Raw genomic sequence first — 19,073 nt, 5'->3', positions numbered from 1 at the left:
CGCTGCGTGAACCGAGCGGCCTTAAAGCCCGTACCGAACCAGCATGACGACAGCCCCAAGCACACACAGGGCCGAGGCGAGCCGCTCGAAGCGGGGCTTGCAGAATTTGAAGATGCCCCAGCAGATCAGCAGGGCGAGCGCGAGCCTCCAAAGGCCCTGAGCCAGATAACCGATGCCCGCCATGCCCGGTGCCGACCCGCCCGATGTCCAACTCTCCGCCATCCAGATGGCGGAATAGACGATGCCGGCGATCCACCAACCGTAGTGACGCCAGGAATCCGGGAGGCCGGCCAAGCCGACGCCAGATTCCGGATCCATCGCCTGCCTGGCATAGTCGTCGTCATACCAATCGTTCGAATTGTGAGAACTTTGTCTCATAATGCTGCTTCTGAAATGCTACAAAGTTATTTCATAACATTGTCCGCAGCCTTTGCCTCCCACGCGAATAGAGGGGGAGAGTAAAAAAGTCCAAGATGGACGCTAGGGAATCCGAAGTATTGCTCTTGGGAACCTTCCTGCTCCGGTAGCCTTCCTGCGAGGGACGCGTCAGCTTGAGATTACCAAAGCAGGTATTTCGCCAAGCCCGCGCCGGGCGCGAGGATCGCGAAGGCCCAGACCGAGGCGGAGGCGAAGTTGGCCGCCTGGAACAGGATGCCCGGCATCAGGAATATCCCCGCGATCAAGCCGACCACGGCACGCGTGGGGCCGAAGAAGCGCCCGAAAAATACGGCCCAGGGGCCAAAGCGATGGAAAAAATCTTCACCCCGCACAGTCAGGTGCGGGTGCTTGGACAGAGGCCAGACGTGATAGGCGGACGTCTTGAAGTGGCGTCCGACCTCAAAGGACACCCAGTTGCCGATGACGGCGCCAGCGGCGGCCCCCAGCCACGCCGACCAGAAAGGAATTTCGGCCGCCGCGAGTACGAAGCCAATTGCCACGAGAATGGTCAGCGTCGGCAAAACGAGCGAGATGAAGGCGAGCGATTCGCCAAATGTCAGGAGCCCGAGGATGAAGGGTGCGTAGACCTCGTGATCGCGTACGAATTCAACGATCGTGGCTTTGATGCTCGCGAAATCCACAGGGATGCTCCAAGTTTGGCCCCTCCAGCGAGGGAGGTTTATTGGCTAACGGAAGAGAGTATTCATTCTTACTGATGAATCCGATCACATTCCGCAATTTGATGCACGGCCGCCAACGCGCTAACCGAAATCGTTCAGCGAGGCTCTGGCTATGAATGTTCTCTCGATTCAATCCCATGTCGCCTTTGGTCACGTCGGCAATGCCTCAGCGGTGTTTCCGATGCAACGCCTTGGTGTCGAGGTGTGGCCGATCCACACGGTGCAGTTTTCCAACCATACCGGCTACGGCTCGTGGAAAGGTCGTGTCTTCGATGGGCCCGCCATCGAAGAACTGCTCGACGGGATCGCCGACCGGGGTGTGCTCGAGCGCTGCAATGGCGTGCTCTCCGGCTATATGGGCTCGGCCGACATCGGTAATGCGATCGTGTCCGCCGTGAAGCGCGTGCGGGCGCTCAACCCGGATGTGCTCTATTGCTGCGATCCGGTGATCGGCGATGTGGGGCGCGGGGTGTTCGTTCGCCCCGGCATCCCCGAGTTCATGCGCGATCAGGCGGTACCCGCCGCCGACATCGTGACGCCGAACCAGTTCGAGCTCGACTATCTTTCGGGTCACGCTACAGAGACCTTAAACGAGGTGAAGCGGGCGGTTGGCGCGGTGCAGGCGCTTGGGCCCAAGGCCGTGCTGGTTACCTCCGTCGAGACCCGAGAAACGCCGTCCGACGCGCTGGATCTGATCGCAGGCGAGGGTGGCCGCTTCTGGCGGGTTCGGACACCGAAGCTGGCAGTGTCGGTGAACGGTGCGGGCGATGCGATTGCGGCCTTGTTTTTCGTCCATTATGCCCGTTCGCGATCCGTGGCGACCGCCCTTGCGGAGGCTTCGGCTTCGGTCTACGGCCTGTTGAAGCGTACCGAGGAGGCGGGATCCCGCGAGATCCTGACCATCGCGGCGCAGGACGAATTCGTCTCGCCCACCCATCGCTTCCAAGCCGAAGAGGTTTGATGCCCATGTCCCGCCGTTTCGTGACCCTCGACGTCTTCACCGGCCAACGATTCACCGGAAACCCGCTGGCCGTCGTTCTGGATTCGGCGGGGCTCGATACGGATGGCATGCAGACCATCGCCAAGGAGTTCAACCTCTCCGAAACGGTGTTTGTCGAGCCCCCAACCGACCCGCACCACCGGGCTGACATCCGCATCTTCACCCCGGCGCGGGAATTGCCTTTCGCGGGCCACCCGACGGTGGGAACGGCCGTGCTTCTCGCGCTGCTCGACCAGAAGGGCGAGAAGGGAGCGGTCGCATTCGGTCTCAAGGAAAAGGTCGGCATCGTCCCCTGCGCCGTCGAAGTCGAGAGTGATGTGAAGGGCAGGGCACGCTTCCGGTTGCCGCGCTTGCCCTCGACCTGGGGAGAGGGCAAGGAAGCCAGCGATTGCGCTTGGGCCTTGGGGCTCGATCCGACGGAAATCGGCTTTGAACGTCACATTCCGAGCCGCCATTCGGCGGGCGTCGCTTACGATTTGATCCCCGTGGCCTCGCTCGATGCGCTGGCGCGCTCCAGGCCGCAGGGGGAAGCCTTCGAGAAGGTGTTCAGCGACAGCGATCACCCGGCGGCCTATGTCTATACCCGCGTTCCGGGCGCGACCGGCCACCGCTTCCGGGCGCGGATGTTCGGCTTCGGACTCGGAGTCGCGGAAGACCCCGCAACAGGGTCGGCGGCGGCCGCCTTTGCAGGCGCGCTCATGCAATGCGAGCCCCTCGGCGACGGCGAGCATAACATCGTCATTGAACAGGGCGTCGAAATGGGCCGTCCGAGCGAGATCGCCCTGCAAATGGTGATCGAGCATGGCGCGCTCGTTTCAGCGGAAATTGGCGGCCATGCGGTCATGGTCAGCCGTGGAGAGCTTCTCGGATGAACCAGGCAGTTCGCATGACCCAGACTGTCACGATCACCCGCGTGGCCGAGGTGAAGGCCCGGTTCACGCCGTGGGATTGGCCGTGGGCCGAGCAGAACCAGGACAAGATCGAAGCGAACTGGCAGCGCCGCCTCGTCAAGACACCGAAGATGTTCAACGGACGCGTCCTGCTGCTGCGGGACATCGAAGTGACGCCGGAGCTGTGTCGCAACACCTATTTCGAGGTCGACTACGCCGACATGATCGGGTGGATGGATCTGGGCCACCCCGATCCCGGCGTCGCCAATGGCTTCGCCATGGGTGCGTTACGGGGGGCGGATGGCGCGTTCATCTGCGGAGTCATGAGCGGAGATACGGCCAATGGCGGCCGGGTCTATTTCCCCGCCGGGACGCCAGACCGGGCGGATATGCAGCCGGACGGCTCTGTCGATCTGGCGACCAGCCTGACCCGTGAACTATTCGAGGAAACCGGCCTGTCGGAGGCCGACTATCACGTCGAGGACGAATGGATCGTCGTGCAGCGCTGGCCCGCCGTCGCCCTGATGCGCATGGTCACGCTTCCGGTTTCTGCGGAGGAGGGGGCGAAGCGTATCCGCGCCACCATCGCCGCGCAGGACGATCCCGAATTGTCGGACGTGCGGATCGTTCGCGGAGTAGAAGATATCGACCCGAAAACGATGCCGTTGTTCCTGCAATCCTTCTTCCGCTGGAGTTTCGATCAGCGGTAGCCGTAGCGGCTCTTGGTGGCGTTGATCATGCGCACGGAATCCGCTTCGCGCCCGCTGGCGCAGGCTGACTCAGCCTGGGCGATTTCCTTGTCGACCCGTACATAGACCGATTGATTGACGTGGCCCATGCGCAGATCGTTGTCCATGACCGCGCGATAGCGGGCCGCCTCGCCCCGGCAGCCGGTTCCCTCAGGCATGCGGAAGCTTGCCGGCGTGATGTTCGTGATCACCACGGCATTGGACGTGGTCTGGTTGCAGGCGGCGAGGGGAAGGGCCACGGCGCCGAGCAGCCATGCGGAAACGGATAAGGTCCTCATCAGAATGTCTCCCCTTCAATGAGTGCCCATTCGGGCTTCGCACTCAACTAGGGTGGGGGGACAGCGTGGCAATTCATTCGGGTACACAGCCAAGCCTGCCGGGTGAGAAAGGTTCTGTCGCAAGGGCAAGTTTTGGCTTTGCGGATGTTTCATTCTCTTGCCATCGAACCGAAGCACCTTTACAAACACGTCCGTCGATCGTGGCATGGTCCGCGATGTTCAGGAGGAATGGGAAGCGATGTTCATCGGCTCCCCCAGCGCATTGACGACCTCGTCCGCTTCCGCGGCCGGTCGCGCGCGCCTCCTTGGCCTCCTTCTCCTTAGTCGCCCCTGAGGGTCGGCTGGGCGTTGTCGCCTGGGCTCTCAGGGGTTCGCGAACAGGAACCAACCTTGAGCGGGACCAACCTTTGCATTTGGATCGCTCGCCCCGAGAAGGACTAACCGAATGACCGTTTCTTCCGCCGCCGGCTCTTCCAAAGACCGCGTCTTGATCTTCGACACCACCTTGCGCGACGGGGAGCAATGCCCCGGCGCGACGATGACCCTGGAAGAGAAGCTCGAAGTGGCCGAGCTGCTCGACACCATGGGCGTCGACATCATCGAGGCGGGTTTCCCGATTGCCTCCAACGGCGATTTCGAAGCCGTCTCGCTGATCGCCAAGCAGGTGAAAAGAGCGACCATCGCCGGTCTCGCCCGTGCCATCTCGGCCGACATCGCTCGGGCCGGTGAGGCGGTTCGCCATGCCGTGCGGCCGCGGATCCACACCTTCGTCTCCACCTCGCCGATCCATCTGGCGCACCAGATGCGCAAGACCGAGGACGAGGTGCTGGAGATCATCACCAGGACGGTCGGCCAGGCCCGTAACCTCGTCGAGGATGTGGAATGGTCCGCCATGGACGCCACGCGCACCCCGATTGAATATCTTTGCCGCTGCGTTGACGCCGCCATCAAAGCGGGGGCGACCACGATCAACCTGCCCGACACGGTGGGCTATGCGACGCCGGACGAATACCGCGCCATGTTCCGCGCGGTTCGCGAGCGCGTGCCGAACGCGGACAAGGCGATCTTCTCCGCCCATTGCCACAACGACCTCGGCCTCGCTGTAGCGAACTCGCTCGCGGCTTTGGAAGGCGGTGCGCGGCAGATCGAGTGCACCCTCAACGGCATCGGCGAGCGCGCGGGCAACGCGGCTCTCGAAGAGGTCGTGATGGCGATCAAGACCCGCGGCGACGTGCTGCCCTACGAGACCGGCATCGAGACCACGATGCTGACGCGCGCGTCGAAGCTGGCGTCGGCGGCGACCTCGTTCCCGGTGCAGTACAACAAGGCCATCGTGGGTCGGAACGCTTTCGCGCATGAAAGCGGAATCCACCAGGACGGCATGCTGAAGAATGCGCAGACCTATGAAATCATGACGCCGGAGAGCGTCGGTGTCTCCAAGACCAACCTGGTCATGGGCAAGCATTCTGGCCGCGCCGCCTTCCGCAACAAGCTGGACGAGTTGGGCTACAAGCTCTCGGACAATCAGTTCCAGGATGCGTTCGAGCGTTTCAAGGATCTCGCTGACCGCAAGAAGCACGTCTACGACGAGGATATCGAGGCGCTGGTCGATCAGAACATCGCCATGGCCCATGACCGCATCAAGCTGGTTTCGCTCTCCATCGTCGCGGGCACACGCGGGCCGCAGCGCGCCACCATGAAGCTCCAGGTCGATGGCAAGGTCATCACCGAGGAGCAGGAGGGCAACGGCCCCGTGGACGCCACCTTCAACGCCATCAAGGCGCTGGTGCCGCACGAGGCCGTGTTGGAGCTCTATCAGGTCCACGCGGTCACCGAGGGAACGGACGCCCAGGCCGAAGTCTCGGTTCGGCTGTCCGCCGACGACCGCAGCGTGACCTCCCGCGCGGCAGACCCGGATACGCTCGTCGCATCCGCACAGGCCTATCTCGGTGCGCTCAACAAGCTCATGAGCCGAGGCGCGCGCCTGCACGCTCAGCACGCGGCGGAGTAGCCGCAGCCACTCAACGTCGTGCCCGGCCTTGTGCCGGGCATTCATGTGTTGAACACATCCCTCGTTGTCATTCCGGGGCGCGCCTTTAGCGCGAGCCCGGAACCCATAAACGCTGACGCTTCAGGAGCGGGCGCAGAGATTCTTACTCTGCACCGTCTTCTTGAACCTCAGCGGCTATGGGTTCCGGGCTCCGCTTTTCGCGGCCCCGGAATGACAGTGGGGTACTGCGTTCCAGAAGTCTTTCACGGCTGCGCTACCCATGGTCCGGCACCGGGATCGGCCCCATCGGCTTGATGCTCGACAACACGAAGCTTGAGCGCACATCCGCCACGCCGGGCAGGGTGAGCAACTGGTTCATGGTGAATTCGCCGAAGCTTTCGATGTCTTTGGCGACGGCGTGGACGATCAGGTCCACCTCGCCGGCGAGCGCGTGGCAGGCGATCACTTCCTCATAGCCCTTCAGACGTTCCACAAGCCGCGTGCGCCAGCCGGGCTCCGATTGCTCGAGCTTGATGAACACGAAGGCCTCCACCTCGAAGCCGAGCGCCTTGCGGTTCACCACTGCGCGGTAGCCTTCGATGATTCCGTCATCTTCGAGCGCCTTGAGCCGCCTCAGGCAGGGCGAGGCGGCAAGCCCGACCTTCTCGGACAAGGCCGAATTGGTGATGCGCCCATCGTTCTGAAGAACGCGCAGGATACGGCGGTCGGAGGGGGAGAGGGGACGCTTCATCGGTTCCTCACGGCAGAAGGTCATTTTCTGACCTTCCTGACCTTAATCCGGTTTCAGTCCGGCGAACAATGACCCGGACGGGATGATATTATGCCGTGACCAACGGAGGAGACGCCCCATGAACAGCGCCACCGGTAGCGACGATCCGCGTGATTATCTCGTCGAGCAAGGCTTCGAGAACTACACCAACGCCGATCACGCCACATGGCGTATTCTGGCGAAGCGTCAGCGGGAGATCCTGAAGGGCCGCATCGCGGATCAGTTCCTGGAGGGGTTGGACAGGCTCGGGATCGGCGAAGCGGGCATTCCCGATTTCCGGGTCATGAACCAGCGCCTCGAGGCCGCGACGGGCTGGGAGGTGGTGGCTGTGCCGGGGTTGATTCCCGATCTCGCGTTTTTCCGGCTCCTGGCCGACCGGAAATTCCCGGCGGGTTTCTGGATCCGCAAGCCGGAGCAGATCGACTACATCGAGGAGCCGGACATCTTCCACGACGTGTTCGGCCATGTGCCGCTGATCATGCAGCCGATTTATGCCGACTATCTCGAAGCCTATGGCAAGGCTGGCCTCGTCGCCGCCGAACACGGAGCTCTGAAGCGCCTTGCGAGGCTCTACTGGTACACGGTGGAGTTCGGCCTCGCCCAGACGCCGGAGGGTTTGCGCATTGTCGGCGCGGGCATCGCCTCGTCGCCCTCGGAGACGGTATTTTCGCTGGAGAGCCCATCGCCAAACCGTGTCGGGTTCGATCTCGCCCGCGTCATGCGTACGCTCTATCGGATCGACGATTTCCAGGAGACCTATTTCGTCCTGGATGGAATCGAAGCTTGGCCGAGTCTTGACCTCGATCGGCTGATTCCACTCTGGAAGGAGTTGGAGGCAAAAGAAGACATCAAGCCCGGCGATTTGCAGCCGGACGACCGCATCATTTCTCGCGGAGACGGCACTTATCATCGCGCAAAATCGAAATCTGCAGCGTGAGGCGAAAAACCTCTCTGAATGGGGTAGACAGGGGCCGGGCGGTTTGTTACACGCACGGCCTCTTCAGCGAATATCTCGCTGCGGAAAATCGCTTCGGCGACGGGTGATTAGCTCAGTTGGTAGAGCAGCTGACTCTTAATCAGCGGGTCGTAGGTTCGAGCCCTACATCACCCACCATTTCCTCCAAGAAATGTAATCGAATTCCCGGTGTGTCACTCCGACACGCCGCCGCGAATTCGCGTTCGACGGAGCGTTGCTTCTCTCCGCAATTCAAATCCTCCGACATCGATAGCTCCGACAGCGCGGACCTCTGGTCCAAGGCAATGGGGAACCGAACGCTCAGCATCCGGAATGCCGCGTAGCGCGTCCGCCCTCAACGACTGATGATTTGCACGCGCGTTTCCGGAGCGAAGTTGGTTTTTTAAGGTTTTGACGCTACGGAATGTCGTGGCGTTTGATTTAAAACGTGAAATTGTTCTACTAAGGCTTCACCTGGCATTGCACGCAGGTGTTGAGCAATACTGTTTCCGTGGTCCTGACCAATAGGCCCCTCATGCAGCATTCCAATAACGATGCCATTGGCGCTCGGCGGAGCGGCGATCATGATGATGATGACGCTGAGATGTTCGATCTGGCGCCTGTCTCGCTTTGGCTTGAAGACTACAGCGGCGTGAAGAATCTTTTCGCCGAGTGGCGCGAGGCCGGCGTGACGTCGCTGCGGGATTTTCTGAGCGAGGATCCGGCGCGGGTTCAAGCCTGTTCGGACCGGATCCGCGTCATCAAGGTCAACCAGCGGACGCTCTCGCTTTTCGAGGCCGAGGACCTGTCGCATCTGGTCGAAAACCTCGGACGCATCTTTCGCAATGACATGCTCAAGACCCACATCAACGAGCTGGTGCAGCTTTGGGATGGGAAGACGGAGTTCTTCAGCAATACGGTGAACTATACCCTCTCGGGCCAACGGCTCGACATCCAGCTCAAGGGCAGTGTCCTGCCGGGATACGAGGATGGGTGGGAGCGCGTTCTGGTCGCCGTCGAGGACGTGACCGATCGGGAGACGGCACAGCGCAAGCTCGCAGTTAGCGATGAATACGCGCGCGGATTGTTCGAGCACTCTCCGGTTTCGCTTTGGGTGGAGGATTTCAGCAGCGTCAAGCGATTGCTGGACGAAGTGCGCGCGAGAGGCATCATGGATTTCCGCGTCTTTACCGACGTGCATCCCGAATTCGTCGAGCGCTGCATGAGCGAGATCCGCGTGATCGACGTCAATCGGCAGACGCTCGACCTATTCGGCGCTCCCGACAAACCGACGTTATTGCGCCGACTCGGTGACGTCTTCCGCGATGATATGCAGGAGCCCTTCCGGGAGCAGTTGATCGACCTTTGGCAGGGAAAGATTTTCCAGCAGCGGGAGGTGGTCAATTATTCGCTCGACGGGAGTGAACTCTATCTCCACATGCAGTTCTCCGTGCTGCCGGGGTACGAGCGCGATTGGTCGTTGGTGCAGGTGGGATTAACCGATATTACGGCTCGCAAGAGGGCTGAGGCCTATCTGGAATATCTCGGCAAGCATGATGTCCTCACCAAGCTTTATAACCGCTCCTTCTATGCCGACGAGCTGAACCGCCTGGAGCGTAAAGGCCCTTCGCCTGTGACGATCATCATCGTCGATCTCAATGGTCTGAAAGCGGCCAATGACCAATTGGGACATGCCGCCGGTGATGCCTTGCTGCGCCGGGCCGGTGAAGTTCTGAACGGCGCTGTCGAAAGGCCGTGCTGCGCGGCGCGCATCGGCGGCGACGAGTTCGCCGTGCTCTTGCCCGGGACTGACGAGCGGGAAGGCGCGGCGATGATGGACAGCATCGAGAAACTGGTGGAGATCAATAACCAGTTTTACTCCGGCCTCACGCTTAGTTTCGCGATGGGCGCGGCGACCAGTCGAGCGGGAGAGCGCCTCGAGGCCGTGGTCAAAAGAGCCGACATGCGAATGTACGCGGCAAAGCGCGCTTATTATGAAGCGACGCAAGACCGGCGCTTGGCGACAACCTGAGGGCTGAAAATAATCAGGCCCGAGGATTGGGGCCTCGGGCCTTCTTGGCAAATCCATGGACGCCGCCGCTTGGATGCCATGCGACGGGCGGTTTCGCGATTCTAACTGTCCTTGACTGTCGGCTCTTCCTTGCGAGGACGGGGTGCCTCTGTCAGTTCGGCCGATCCCGTCGCATAAACCCAGCTGATGCCGGTCCGATCCTGGGGGATGAGGTAAACATGCCCCTCGGTGATCTTTTCGACGATACAGGGATAGGCCCTTCGATCTCCCGGGGGGCGGAAGACTACCGTCGCCCCGACCTCGATCTGATCGCTCGGTGGAAGGTTGGGGGTGGAAGCGACCTCATTCAGTTCATGAACTCGTGGATCCAACGCCGGCGCGCCATAGGGGCGATTTTTTTCGGCTCGATAACGATCCAACGCCGCGATAGCTGCGCGGGCTCGATCCCGATAGCGCTCATGCACCACCCGCAGAACGGGCCCCCCCTGTTCCCGACCGGGGTACCAGGCCGTGCCCCCTAATTTCGCAAGCTCTTCCGCAACGATTTCGACTTCAGTCTCGTCCATGCGGCTCGTTTCCTCCACCATCGACGCCAAACGCCTCCGTAGTGATGTGGCGTTCCTGGAAAATGGAACCGCCGTAACGGCGGCGGGATACGCGAATCAACGGAGTCATCTCAGATAACAAAATATTCTCAAAAAAAAGCCTCTCCCAATGATATAGACCGTGGACCGGTTCGCGCAACACTTGCATGGTGACATTTGAGTGAGGATGATCGAGTTGGCCTTTTTCATTCAATGCAATGAGAGAAGGACGAATATTCGAAGCTCTCTATCGAATATTACTTCATATCATCTTGTATTGGAAATGATATTTTCTCGGCAGTTTATCGAGTCGCGATGTTCGGGTAAGTTACCGCGAAATCTAGCCGGCTGGCGCCGTGCTCCTGCGGAAGAACGGGGAATTTCATGAGCATGTCACCCGGGCAACGCCTTCGGGACGCGGCGATTCCTCTGGTTTGCGCGCTCCTGGCCGCGCTGCTCGTCGCATTCCAGTTTCTCGCTACTCCACCGGCACTCGGCAATCTTCGGCTTCTCGCTCCCGCTGAGACGTCGAGCCCACGCGCGACGCTCGAAGGGTTTCGGGCCAATGCCGGGCAAGCCTCAGTGCTTCTGATGGAGGCGTACCGTCAGAACCGCACCGAGCCGGGCTTCTTCTGGAGTCCGGCCGTGAAGGAGAAGGTAAGGGACGCGGAGACCCTGCTTGCGAAGGCATCCCGCGCGCTCGACTTGCGTGACGTCCCGCCGGTCGAACTGGAACATCGCCGTCTTGAGGCAACCCTCCTGCTTAAGGAGATCCTGGACCGCCTGCCGCTGCCCGAGGCCGGGACAATCCCGGGCGATAGGGAAATCGAGCCGCTACAGCCTCTGCCGGGTTGGAGTGTGCCCGGAACGGAGATCCGGATCTCCCGCATTTCGGAGGGTCCGCGCGCGGGGGAATATCTGTTCTCGGGCGAAACCGTCCGACGGCTCGATGATTTCTACAGGCTGATCCGCGACCAGTCCGACACGAATGACGCGACCGAGGACTTCTACGACTTCTTCAGCCAGTCCCCGGGCCATCTGCTGCCGCCGAAATGGTATGGCCTTGTCGAAGCCCTGCCAGCACCTCTGAGGACGGAAATCCATGGGCAGGCGGTGTGGCAATGGATCGGCTTCGCTCTGCTTCTCACGGTTGTCGGCGCGGCGGTCTTCGGAGTTCGCCAACTGACCCTGGCACGCGAGCGGCGCCACGGCTCGGCGACATCGTTGACGGCGAATGTAGTCGTGCCGGGGACGGTCGCGGTCGCTGCGTTGCTCGTGGTGTACGTGGCCGACTATCAGATCAATCTCACCGGCCGCGTGAATGACTTCGTCCAACAGGCAGCCGAAATCGTAGCCTATATCGCCGCCATATGGGGCGTTTTGAAATTCTCGAATGCGCTCGCCGGTAGGCTGAATTTTTCCAAATCCGAGAGCATCGATGCTCACCTCGCGCGGGCTGCGGTGCGTATCGCCGGCATCGTGGCCGCGCTCGGCCTTCTGGTCTACGGCGCCTCCTATCTCGGCATACCGATCGCCGGTCTCCTCGCCGGTCTCGGTGTCGGCGGTCTTGCCGTGGCGTTGGCGGCGAAACCGACGCTTGAGAACTTCATCGGTGGACTGATCCTCTACGCGGACCGGCCGGTCCGGGTCGGGGATCTGTGCCGGTTCGGTAACCTCGAAGGCCGCGTGCAGGAGATCGGCATCCGATCGACCCGCATCCGAGGGCTCGACCGGTCGCTGATCACGATTCCGAATGCGACCTTCGTGAATATGAACATCATCAACCTGACCAATCGCGACCGGATGCCCTATGACCGGACCGTCGCACTTCAGGCTGGCGACAGCGCCGCGATCCGGCTTGAGACGGAGGCACTGGCCGCCCTTGTGGCCGGGCATCCGAAGATCGAACCGGGCACCGTGCAGGTTCGGCTACGCGAAGGCCACGAGGAGAAGCCGAAGGCGGAAATCCGCGGCCTCATTCTGACGTCGAATTGGGACGAGTTCCTGAAGATTCAGCAGGAGATAGATCTCTTGCTGCGTGACACGGCGTTGGCCGCCAACAAGGCCGACACTTCTGGCGCCGGCAACATCTACCCGTTGAAGGAAGTGGGAGTGGGCGACGAGGCGAGAGCATCGAGCCTCGCGTGAGCAAAGGCCCGATGCGTTATTCGATCTCGATGATCTCGGCCTCGCCCTGGGCGATGCGCACGGTATCGCCAACCTCTTTACCCATGAGAGCCTGCGCCAACGGGGAGACATAGGAGATGCTGCCGCGCGCCGGTTCCGCCTCATCCTCCCCAACGATCCGATAGGTCTGCCTGCGCCCGTCATCTCGCTCGAAGGTCACTCGCGATCCGAAGCGCACATGCGAGGTGTCCATGGGAGGTGGGACGACCTCCGCGGTGGACTTGCGATGCGACCAGTAGCGCAGGTCCCGCGAGACCCGGGCGATTTCGGCTCGATCCGCCGTCTTTTGCGCCTCGGCAAGCCTCTGTCGCAAGGCCTCGACATCCTCGTCGATCCGCGTGAGGCCTTCCGGTGTTACCAGATTGGCGTGCGGGCTGATCGGCCGGTCGGGGAGGTCCTCATAGGCCTCACCGCCTTCGGCCTCACGAACAAAGGCACGACTCATCGGGCATCCCTCCAAGCTTTGAAGGACCAACGATCCGACGCGGGCTTGGTTCGATCAAGACTGCTTGCCCTGCCGCAATCGTCCTACGATCCCACCGGGAAAGGCATAGACGCTGATGACGAACAGCGCGCCGAGCCAGAGGAGCCAGCGATCCGGGTGGACGAGGTTCGGAAGGAGCGGAATGCCCGCCAACGCCTTGCTGCCCGCGTCCATCAGAACCTGAAGATAGCTCTGAGCCAGGACAAAGAGCGCTGCGCCGATGATCGCGCCATACATGGTTCCCATGCCACCGATCACGACCATGAGCAGGATGTCGATCATGATCGCAAACGACAGCGTCGTGTCCGGACCGTTATAGCGCAGCCACAGGGCGAGCAGGCCCCCTGCGATGGTGGCGGCGAGCGCCGAGATGACCGAGGCGGCGGTGCGATAGGCCACGACGCGGTATCCGAGGGCCTCGGCGCGAAACTCATTCTCGCGGATTGCCTGCAACACGCGCCCGAAGGGGGAGTTCACGATGCGCAGCAGGAGGAGGAACACGCCGACCGTCACGAAGAACACGAGGTAATAGGCGACGATGCGCCCGTTGATCATGACGCCGAAAACCGGCTCCGAGAAGACGCGAAAGGCAGGACGCAAGGCATAGGGCAGTTGGAAGGACAGCCCGTCCTCGCCCCCCGTGATGCCGGACATCTGGGAGGCCAGGACCGCCATGGCGGAAGCGACGGCAAGGGTGATCATTGAAAAGAAGATCGCCCGCACGCGCAGCGACAACAGGCCGATGGCGATGGCAAGCACCGCCGAGAGCGCCAGCGCCGCGATAAGACCGATGGCGACGGAGCTCCAATCCGGCCCTAGCTTTTCGAGACCAATGGCGATGCCGTAGCCGCCGATGCCGAAGAACATGGTGTGGGCGAACGAGACGATGCCCGAATATCCGAGCAGCAGGTCGTAGCTCGCGACCAGCACGATGAAGACGCAGATCTTCGCCGCCGTGCTCAGAGGTTGACTGCCCGAGAAGAGGAGGGGCGTCAGCGCCAGTGTGAGCACGATGGCGATGAGGATGAAGGATAGCGCCCGTGAGCGCGGCAGGTCCGAGGAAAGAGCCCGGCTAAGGAAGCCAGCGCGGCTCCGGCTTTCATCAAAGGGGGCAGGAATAACGGAGGTCGCGGTCATCGGCGTGCTACCGGAAAGAGGCCCTGCGGACGCCAGGTCAGCACGAGAGCCATCACGAGGATGTTGGAGATCAGCGCTAGTTTGGGCGCGAGGAAGCCGACGTAGTTCGCCACGAGAGCGACGAGGATGGAGCCGACGAAGCATCCGCCGACCGAGCCGAGACCGCCGACGATGATGACGATGAACACGAGGACCATCACCTCCATGCCCATGCCGGCGGTGAGCGTCTGGCGATAGAAGGCCCACATGACGCCACCGAGGCCGGCGAGCGCCGAGCCCGCCACGAACACGCTGACGAACAGGCGGCGGATGCGATAGCCGAGCGCCTCGACCATTTCCGGGTTCTCGACGCCCGCGCGGATCAGGAGGCCGATGCGGGTGCGGTTCAGGAGGAGCTGCATGCCGATGAAGACGACGAGGCCGACCCCGACGGCGACGACGCGGTAACGCTCCATCACGATGTCGCCGATGACGAACGCGCCGCGTAAGGTTTCCGGCAGGCGGATCGGAATGGGCGATGCGCCCCAGATGGCGTGGATCGCCTGTTCGGCCACGATCAGGCCGCCCATGGTGACGAGGATCTGCTTGAGGTGGCTGCCATAGACCGGGCGGACGATCACCCGCTCGAACACTGCGCCGACAACGCCCGTCACCGCCATGGCAGTGACGATGCAAAGCCCGAGAAGGGCCAGATTGAGCCCGATCGAATCCGCCTCGCCCCATCCGGCGAGCGGGCCGAGGACGATGAGCGTGGCATAGGCCCCGAGCGAGATGAAAACGCCGTGGCCGAAATTGATGATGTCCATCAGGCCGAAGACCAGGGTCAGTCCGGAGGCCATGAGAAAGATCATCATGCCCATCGCGAGCCCGGCGACGGTCAGCGTTACCCAGGCGGAGGGGGACCCGATGAAGGGGAGCGCGAGAAGGGCAAGCGCCGGCACGAGGGCCAGCGGAACCCAATCCGTCTTGGTACGCGGCAGTTCAGCCGGAGCGGAGGTTTCAACGGCGATGTCGGTCATTGGTGGGCATCCAGGCTGAGGCCGAGCAGGCGTTGTTGCAGGACTTGATCGGCCACGAGATCGCTCATGGCCCCCGAATGCACGATGCGCCCGTCATCCATCACCAGCACATTGTCGCCGAGTGCGGAAGCCGCATAGAAATTCTGCTCCACGAGCAGGATCGTTTCGCCCGCCGCCTTCAGGGCGCGGAACGCCTCGATCATGCTGCGCACCATGACGGGCGCGAGGCCCTTGGTGGGTTCGTCGACGAGCAGCAACCGGCGGGGCTCCGCGATAGCGCGGGCGATGGCGAGCATCTGCTTCTGGCCGCCGGATAGATTGCCGGCGGGCAGGTTCCAGAACCGTTTGAGGGCAGGGAAGAGGCCGAGCATCCAGTCGAGCCTCGCGCTGTCCACGGGGCCGCTGCGGGCGGCAAGCACGATGTTCTCGCGCACTGTCAGATCGGTGAAGATGGCCATGGATTCCGGCACATAGGCGATGCCCGCTTGCGCGATACTGGGTGTCGAGCACGTCGTGATGTCACGTCCGTCGAACCGGATTTTGCCGCTTGAAGCCCGCCACAGACCCATGATCGTGCGGAGCGTCGTGGTCTTGCCCGCGCCGTTGCGGCCGAGAAGCATGGTCAGGCTGCCGGTGGGGATGTCGCAGGTCACGCCTTGCAGGATGTGATAGGGGCCGATGTGGGTGTGCACGTCGGTCAGTTGGAGAAGGGGCTCAGTCACGGGTGGTCTCCACTCCGAGATAGGCTTCCTGCACGACCGGCGAGGCGATCACCGTCGCCGGGTCGCCGTCGGCGACGAGCGTTCCGTTGTGGAGCACGACGATGCGGTCGGCGAGCGAGCGCACCACGTCCATCTTGTGCTCGACGAGAAGAACGGTCGCATCTCCGCGCTGCTTGATGTCGTGGATCAGTTCGAGCACCGTCGGCACCTCATCGACGCTCATGCCGGCCGTCGGCTCGTCGAACATGAACACCTTGGGTTCCATGGCGATGAGCAACGCCACTTCGAGCTTGCGCTGATCGCCATGCGAGAGCGTCTTGGGGGCCACATGGCGCTTGTCCGCGAGGCGCACGCGCTCGAGGACGGCTTCCGCCTTCTCGATCAGATCGCGGCGGCTGTTCCAGACCTTGAAGAAGGACCAGCCCGCATCGGCGCGGCTTTGCACCGCAAGACGCACATTCTCCAGCGCGGTCAATTGCGGGAAGAGATTGGTCAATTGGAACGCGCGTCCGAGCCCTCGCCGGGTTCGGGCGGAGGGCGCTAGGTTCGTGACGTCCTCGCCATCGACCAGCACCTGTCCCGCGCTGGCGCGCAGCTGGCCGGAGACGAGGTTGAAATAGGTGGTCTTGCCGGCCCCGTTCGGTCCGACAATCGCCGTCAGGGTGCCGGGGGTAAACCGGCACGAAACGTCATTGACGGCCACATGGCCGCCAAAACGAATGGTAAGCCCGCGCGTTTCCAGCGCGGGCGTTGTTGTTGTTTGAGACACGATGTCAGATCAGCGCTTGTTCCGGACCGGGATCGGCATCTTGTCGGCCGGAATGGTGTTGACGAGATCGAGCAGATCGTTCGCGTCCTTGCCGTCGGCCTTGACCTTGAAGTGATACATGGCTTGCAGCGCCTGGTGATCTTCCTTGCGGAAGGTCATCGTGCCCTTGGGCGTCTCGAAGCTCATGCCTTCCATGGCCTTGATCAGCTTCTCGGTATCGGTGCCGCCAGCCTTCTCGATGGCCGTGAGAGCGGCGGACGCCGCCGCGAAGCCGCCCGCCGTGAAGAAGTCCGGCGGCGCGTTGAAGCGCTTCTGGTGCTCGGCCACGAGCCAGTCGTTCATCGGGTTCTTGGGGAACGCGTAGTAGTAGTAAACCGCGCCTTCCATGCCGGGATAGTTCTTGTAGATCTGCATGGCCGGCAGGATGTTGCCGCCCGGTGCGATCTCGATGCCGAAGCGCTCGGGCTTCAGGTCAGCGATCTTCGGCAGCGGATGCTGGCCCGCCCAGATGATGTTGATGATCTTCTTGCCCGGCTTGTCCTTGAGTGCGTCGAAGATGCGCTGGGCGGAGGCGGTGAAGTCGGTGGCGTTCTGAGGGGCGTACTCCTCGAACACGACTTTGGCGTTCGGACGGATTTCGGCCAGCGCGGTCTTGACCGCGGCGACGCCGTCCTTGCCGAAGGCATAGTCCTGCGCCAGCGTCGCGATCGACACATCGCCGGTCGCCGGAACGGCGGCAGCCGCGCCGTACGCATCCTGCGTCGAGTTGCGGGCGGTGCGGAAGATGAAGCGGTTCCATTTTTCGCCGGTGATCGCGTCCGCGACGGCGGGCTCCACGATCAGCACCTTGCCATTTTCTTCCGCGACCGGAAGCATCGCAAGGGCGGCAGCCGATGAGGTCGTGCCGATGGCGAGGTCGACCTTATCGTCGTTATAGGCCTGCTCGAGAAGGGTCTTGGCGAGATCCGCCTTGAGCTGGTCGTCCTTGACGATGACGGAGATCTTGCGCCCGCCGACGGTCATCGTGCCCTTGGTGAGGTATTCCAACCCCATCATGAAGCCCGCTTCGGTCTGCTTGGCGTAAGCCTCGAGCGGTCCGGTCTTGCCCGCGATGAGGGCGATTTTGATATCCTGGGCGAAAGCCGCCGAGGTCAACAAAAGACCTGCCGCAGCGGTAGCAAATGAAAGCTTTAGACGCATCCGACTCCCCATTTTTGTAAGGTTATTGAGGTTGCCGTCCTGTTGCCTGTCAAGTTCTACTCTTGGACCCCCTGTGGAGATTATTTAGCTGTCTCAAGCTTCCGGCAGGATCGGCGCTTCGATGTCCTTCCGGGCGCGCAGCGCGGTACTTCTTTCCAGCACCATCAGCACGAGTCCCGATGCGCAAATGACCGCCGCGCCGACGAGCGTCCAGAATTCGACGATGTCGCCGAAGGCGAGATAGCCCAAAACGATGGCCCAGACGATCAGCGTGTATTGATAGGGCGCGACGATGGAGGCCGGTGCGATCTTCAAGGAGCGATTGGTGCAGGCGTGCCCGGCCATCGAGACGATGCCCAGAAGAAAGAGGGCCGCGAGATCGAGGAACCCTGGCGCGACCCAGGCGAAGGGCGCGGTGAACACGCCGAACAGCAGAGCGCCCAGGATCTGGCCCAGAACCAGGGTGGCGTCGTGGGTATCGCGTAATTGGCGGGTCGTTATCATCAACATCGAGTAGGACACGCTGCCCGCCAGCGCGACGAGGGCAGGCAGGCTGAGCGTTGCTGCAGATGGGCGCAGCGTGATGAGAACGCCAATGAAGCCGACACCGATGGTCGCTACCCGGGGCCAGTCGAGTTTTTCGCCGAGCCAGAACACGCCCAGGGCCGCCACATAGATCGGGCCCGCCAGATAATAAGTCATGACGTCGGCGAGGGAGAGATAGGTGACGGCCCAATAAAAGCAGGCGACCTCCAGCGTGGAGAAGATGACACGCAGGAGATGCATCCCCGGCTGAGGCGGAATCGCGAGGAGGGGGACATTCTGCTTCCGCATGAGCGGAAAGAGCACGGCGAGTGCCGCGATGCTGCGCAAGAGAAGGAGTTGGCCGACCGAATAGGTGGCCACCAGCCATTTCCCCATGACGTCATTGACGGAGAACAGGAAGACGCCGAGCACCATGAAGCCGATGCCGGCGAGCGCTCCCGACCGGAGCTTGGAATCCGGCAACGATGCGGAGCGACTCATTTCACACCATCAAACTCGAAGACACGGCGAGAAAGCGAGGCGGCCGCCGCTTGTCGCAGGTTGGGTAATCTCATGATTGGGAAAAGCATTGAAAACTCTGGAAAAGCCGTATCGGAATGCGCGTTCGCGCGATGTATCCGTGT

At 62.0% G+C, this 19,073-nt stretch carries 19 protein-coding genes and 1 tRNA gene; 8 read left to right on the top strand and 12 right to left on the bottom strand.

Annotation, left to right across the window (positions count from 1 at the left end; genetic code table 11):
• Nucleotides 1-21: 21 nt before the first annotated feature.
• Complete coding sequence (locus I2H38_RS09160) at nucleotides 22-378, bottom strand: hypothetical protein (protein ID WP_196271543.1); 357 nt, start codon at nucleotides 376-378, stop codon at nucleotides 22-24.
• Nucleotides 379-557: 179 nt separating this feature from the next.
• Nucleotides 558-1,079, bottom strand: coding sequence for a DedA family protein (locus I2H38_RS09155; RefSeq protein ID WP_196271542.1), 522 nt, complete (start codon nucleotides 1,077-1,079; stop codon nucleotides 558-560).
• Nucleotides 1,080-1,230: 151 nt separating this feature from the next.
• Between I2H38_RS09155 and pdxY the strand changes: the two genes are divergently transcribed.
• The 3 genes from pdxY to I2H38_RS09140 are packed head-to-tail and all read left to right on the top strand — an operon-like array spanning nucleotide 1,231 to nucleotide 3,718.
• Complete coding sequence (gene pdxY, locus I2H38_RS09150; RefSeq protein WP_196271541.1) at nucleotides 1,231-2,079, top strand: pyridoxal kinase PdxY; 849 nt, start codon at nucleotides 1,231-1,233, stop codon at nucleotides 2,077-2,079.
• Nucleotides 2,080-2,084: 5 nt separating this feature from the next.
• A complete protein-coding gene (locus tag I2H38_RS09145) occupies nucleotides 2,085-2,990 on the top strand; it encodes a PhzF family phenazine biosynthesis protein (RefSeq protein WP_210324744.1) in 906 nt (301 codons plus the stop codon).
• A 14-nt stretch (nucleotides 2,991-3,004) separates the two neighbouring features.
• Nucleotides 3,005-3,718 carry an NUDIX hydrolase gene (locus I2H38_RS09140; RefSeq protein ID WP_196271539.1) on the top strand — a complete coding sequence of 238 codons (714 nt, stop codon included), beginning with the start codon at nucleotides 3,005-3,007 and terminating at the stop codon, nucleotides 3,716-3,718.
• Here the strand turns inward: I2H38_RS09140 and I2H38_RS09135 are convergent.
• On the bottom strand, nucleotides 3,709-4,035 hold the full coding sequence (locus I2H38_RS09135) for a hypothetical protein (protein WP_196271538.1): 327 nt from the start codon (nucleotides 4,033-4,035) through the stop codon (nucleotides 3,709-3,711). The genes I2H38_RS09140 and I2H38_RS09135 overlap by 10 nt on opposite strands.
• A 445-nt stretch (nucleotides 4,036-4,480) precedes the next feature.
• Between I2H38_RS09135 and I2H38_RS09130 the strand changes: the two genes are divergently transcribed.
• Nucleotides 4,481-6,046 carry a 2-isopropylmalate synthase gene (locus I2H38_RS09130; RefSeq protein ID WP_196271537.1) on the top strand — a complete coding sequence of 522 codons (1,566 nt, stop codon included), beginning with the start codon at nucleotides 4,481-4,483 and terminating at the stop codon, nucleotides 6,044-6,046.
• 253 nt (nucleotides 6,047-6,299) lie between these two features.
• Here the strand turns inward: I2H38_RS09130 and I2H38_RS09125 are convergent, their stop codons facing one another.
• The gene (locus I2H38_RS09125; protein ID WP_196271536.1) at nucleotides 6,300-6,776 is read right to left on the bottom strand and encodes an Lrp/AsnC family transcriptional regulator; all 477 of its coding nucleotides are present in this window, start codon (nucleotides 6,774-6,776) and stop codon (nucleotides 6,300-6,302) included.
• Nucleotides 6,777-6,894: 118 nt separating this feature from the next.
• On the opposite strand from I2H38_RS09125, the gene phhA reads away from it, so the two are divergent.
• The 3 genes from phhA (at nucleotide 6,895) to I2H38_RS09110 (ending at nucleotide 9,802) form a co-directional block, all read left to right on the top strand.
• Nucleotides 6,895-7,752 carry a phenylalanine 4-monooxygenase gene (phhA, locus tag I2H38_RS09120; protein ID WP_196271535.1) on the top strand — a complete coding sequence of 286 codons (858 nt, stop codon included), beginning with the start codon at nucleotides 6,895-6,897 and terminating at the stop codon, nucleotides 7,750-7,752.
• A 101-nt stretch (nucleotides 7,753-7,853) separates the two neighbouring features.
• Nucleotides 7,854-7,929, top strand: a tRNA-Lys gene (locus I2H38_RS09115).
• Between the two features lie 376 nt (nucleotides 7,930-8,305).
• Nucleotides 8,306-9,802: a sensor domain-containing diguanylate cyclase gene (locus I2H38_RS09110; protein ID WP_196271534.1), complete on the top strand. Its 1,497-nt coding sequence runs from the start codon at nucleotides 8,306-8,308 to the stop codon at nucleotides 9,800-9,802.
• Nucleotides 9,803-9,903: 101 nt separating this feature from the next.
• Here the strand turns inward: I2H38_RS09110 and I2H38_RS09105 are convergent, their stop codons facing one another.
• Entirely contained in the window at nucleotides 9,904-10,368 is a 465-nt protein-coding gene (locus tag I2H38_RS09105; protein WP_196271533.1) for a hypothetical protein, read from the bottom strand.
• 402 nt (nucleotides 10,369-10,770) lie between these two features.
• Here I2H38_RS09105 and I2H38_RS09100 point away from each other — a divergent pair, with 402 nt between their 5' ends.
• Nucleotides 10,771-12,534, top strand: coding sequence for a mechanosensitive ion channel family protein (locus I2H38_RS09100; RefSeq protein WP_196271532.1), 1,764 nt, complete (start codon nucleotides 10,771-10,773; stop codon nucleotides 12,532-12,534).
• Between the two features lie 16 nt (nucleotides 12,535-12,550).
• On the opposite strand, the gene greA is transcribed toward I2H38_RS09100, so the two are convergent.
• The 7 genes from greA to I2H38_RS09065 form a co-directional block, all read right to left on the bottom strand.
• Nucleotides 12,551-13,018, bottom strand: a complete 468-nt coding sequence (greA, locus tag I2H38_RS09095; RefSeq protein ID WP_196271531.1) for a transcription elongation factor GreA — start codon at nucleotides 13,016-13,018, stop codon at nucleotides 12,551-12,553.
• Nucleotides 13,019-13,072: 54 nt separating this feature from the next.
• Complete coding sequence (locus I2H38_RS09090) at nucleotides 13,073-14,194, bottom strand: branched-chain amino acid ABC transporter permease (protein WP_196271530.1); 1,122 nt, start codon at nucleotides 14,192-14,194, stop codon at nucleotides 13,073-13,075.
• Nucleotides 14,191-15,213: a branched-chain amino acid ABC transporter permease gene (locus I2H38_RS09085; protein ID WP_196271529.1), complete on the bottom strand. Its 1,023-nt coding sequence runs from the start codon at nucleotides 15,211-15,213 to the stop codon at nucleotides 14,191-14,193. The genes I2H38_RS09090 and I2H38_RS09085 overlap by 4 nt, the downstream gene beginning before the upstream one ends.
• Nucleotides 15,210-15,935: an ABC transporter ATP-binding protein gene (locus I2H38_RS09080; RefSeq protein WP_196271528.1), complete on the bottom strand. Its 726-nt coding sequence runs from the start codon at nucleotides 15,933-15,935 to the stop codon at nucleotides 15,210-15,212. Before I2H38_RS09080 ends, I2H38_RS09085 begins: the two co-directional genes overlap by 4 nt.
• Complete coding sequence (locus I2H38_RS09075) at nucleotides 15,928-16,704, bottom strand: ABC transporter ATP-binding protein (RefSeq protein WP_196271527.1); 777 nt, start codon at nucleotides 16,702-16,704, stop codon at nucleotides 15,928-15,930. Before I2H38_RS09075 ends, I2H38_RS09080 begins: the two co-directional genes overlap by 8 nt.
• A gap of 9 nt (nucleotides 16,705-16,713) precedes the next feature.
• Entirely contained in the window at nucleotides 16,714-17,904 is a 1,191-nt protein-coding gene (locus I2H38_RS09070) for a substrate-binding domain-containing protein (protein WP_196271526.1), read from the bottom strand.
• Between the two features lie 93 nt (nucleotides 17,905-17,997).
• Nucleotides 17,998-18,930, bottom strand: a complete 933-nt coding sequence (locus tag I2H38_RS09065; protein ID WP_196271525.1) for a DMT family transporter — start codon at nucleotides 18,928-18,930, stop codon at nucleotides 17,998-18,000.
• Nucleotides 18,931-19,073 lie beyond the last annotated feature (143 nt).

This window comes from Microvirga alba (genome assembly GCF_015694465.1).
Lineage (GTDB): Bacteria > Pseudomonadota > Alphaproteobacteria > Rhizobiales > Beijerinckiaceae > Microvirga > Microvirga alba.
The sequence above is the reverse complement of the archived record's forward strand: the minus strand, read 5'-3'. Positions and strand labels throughout refer to the sequence as shown.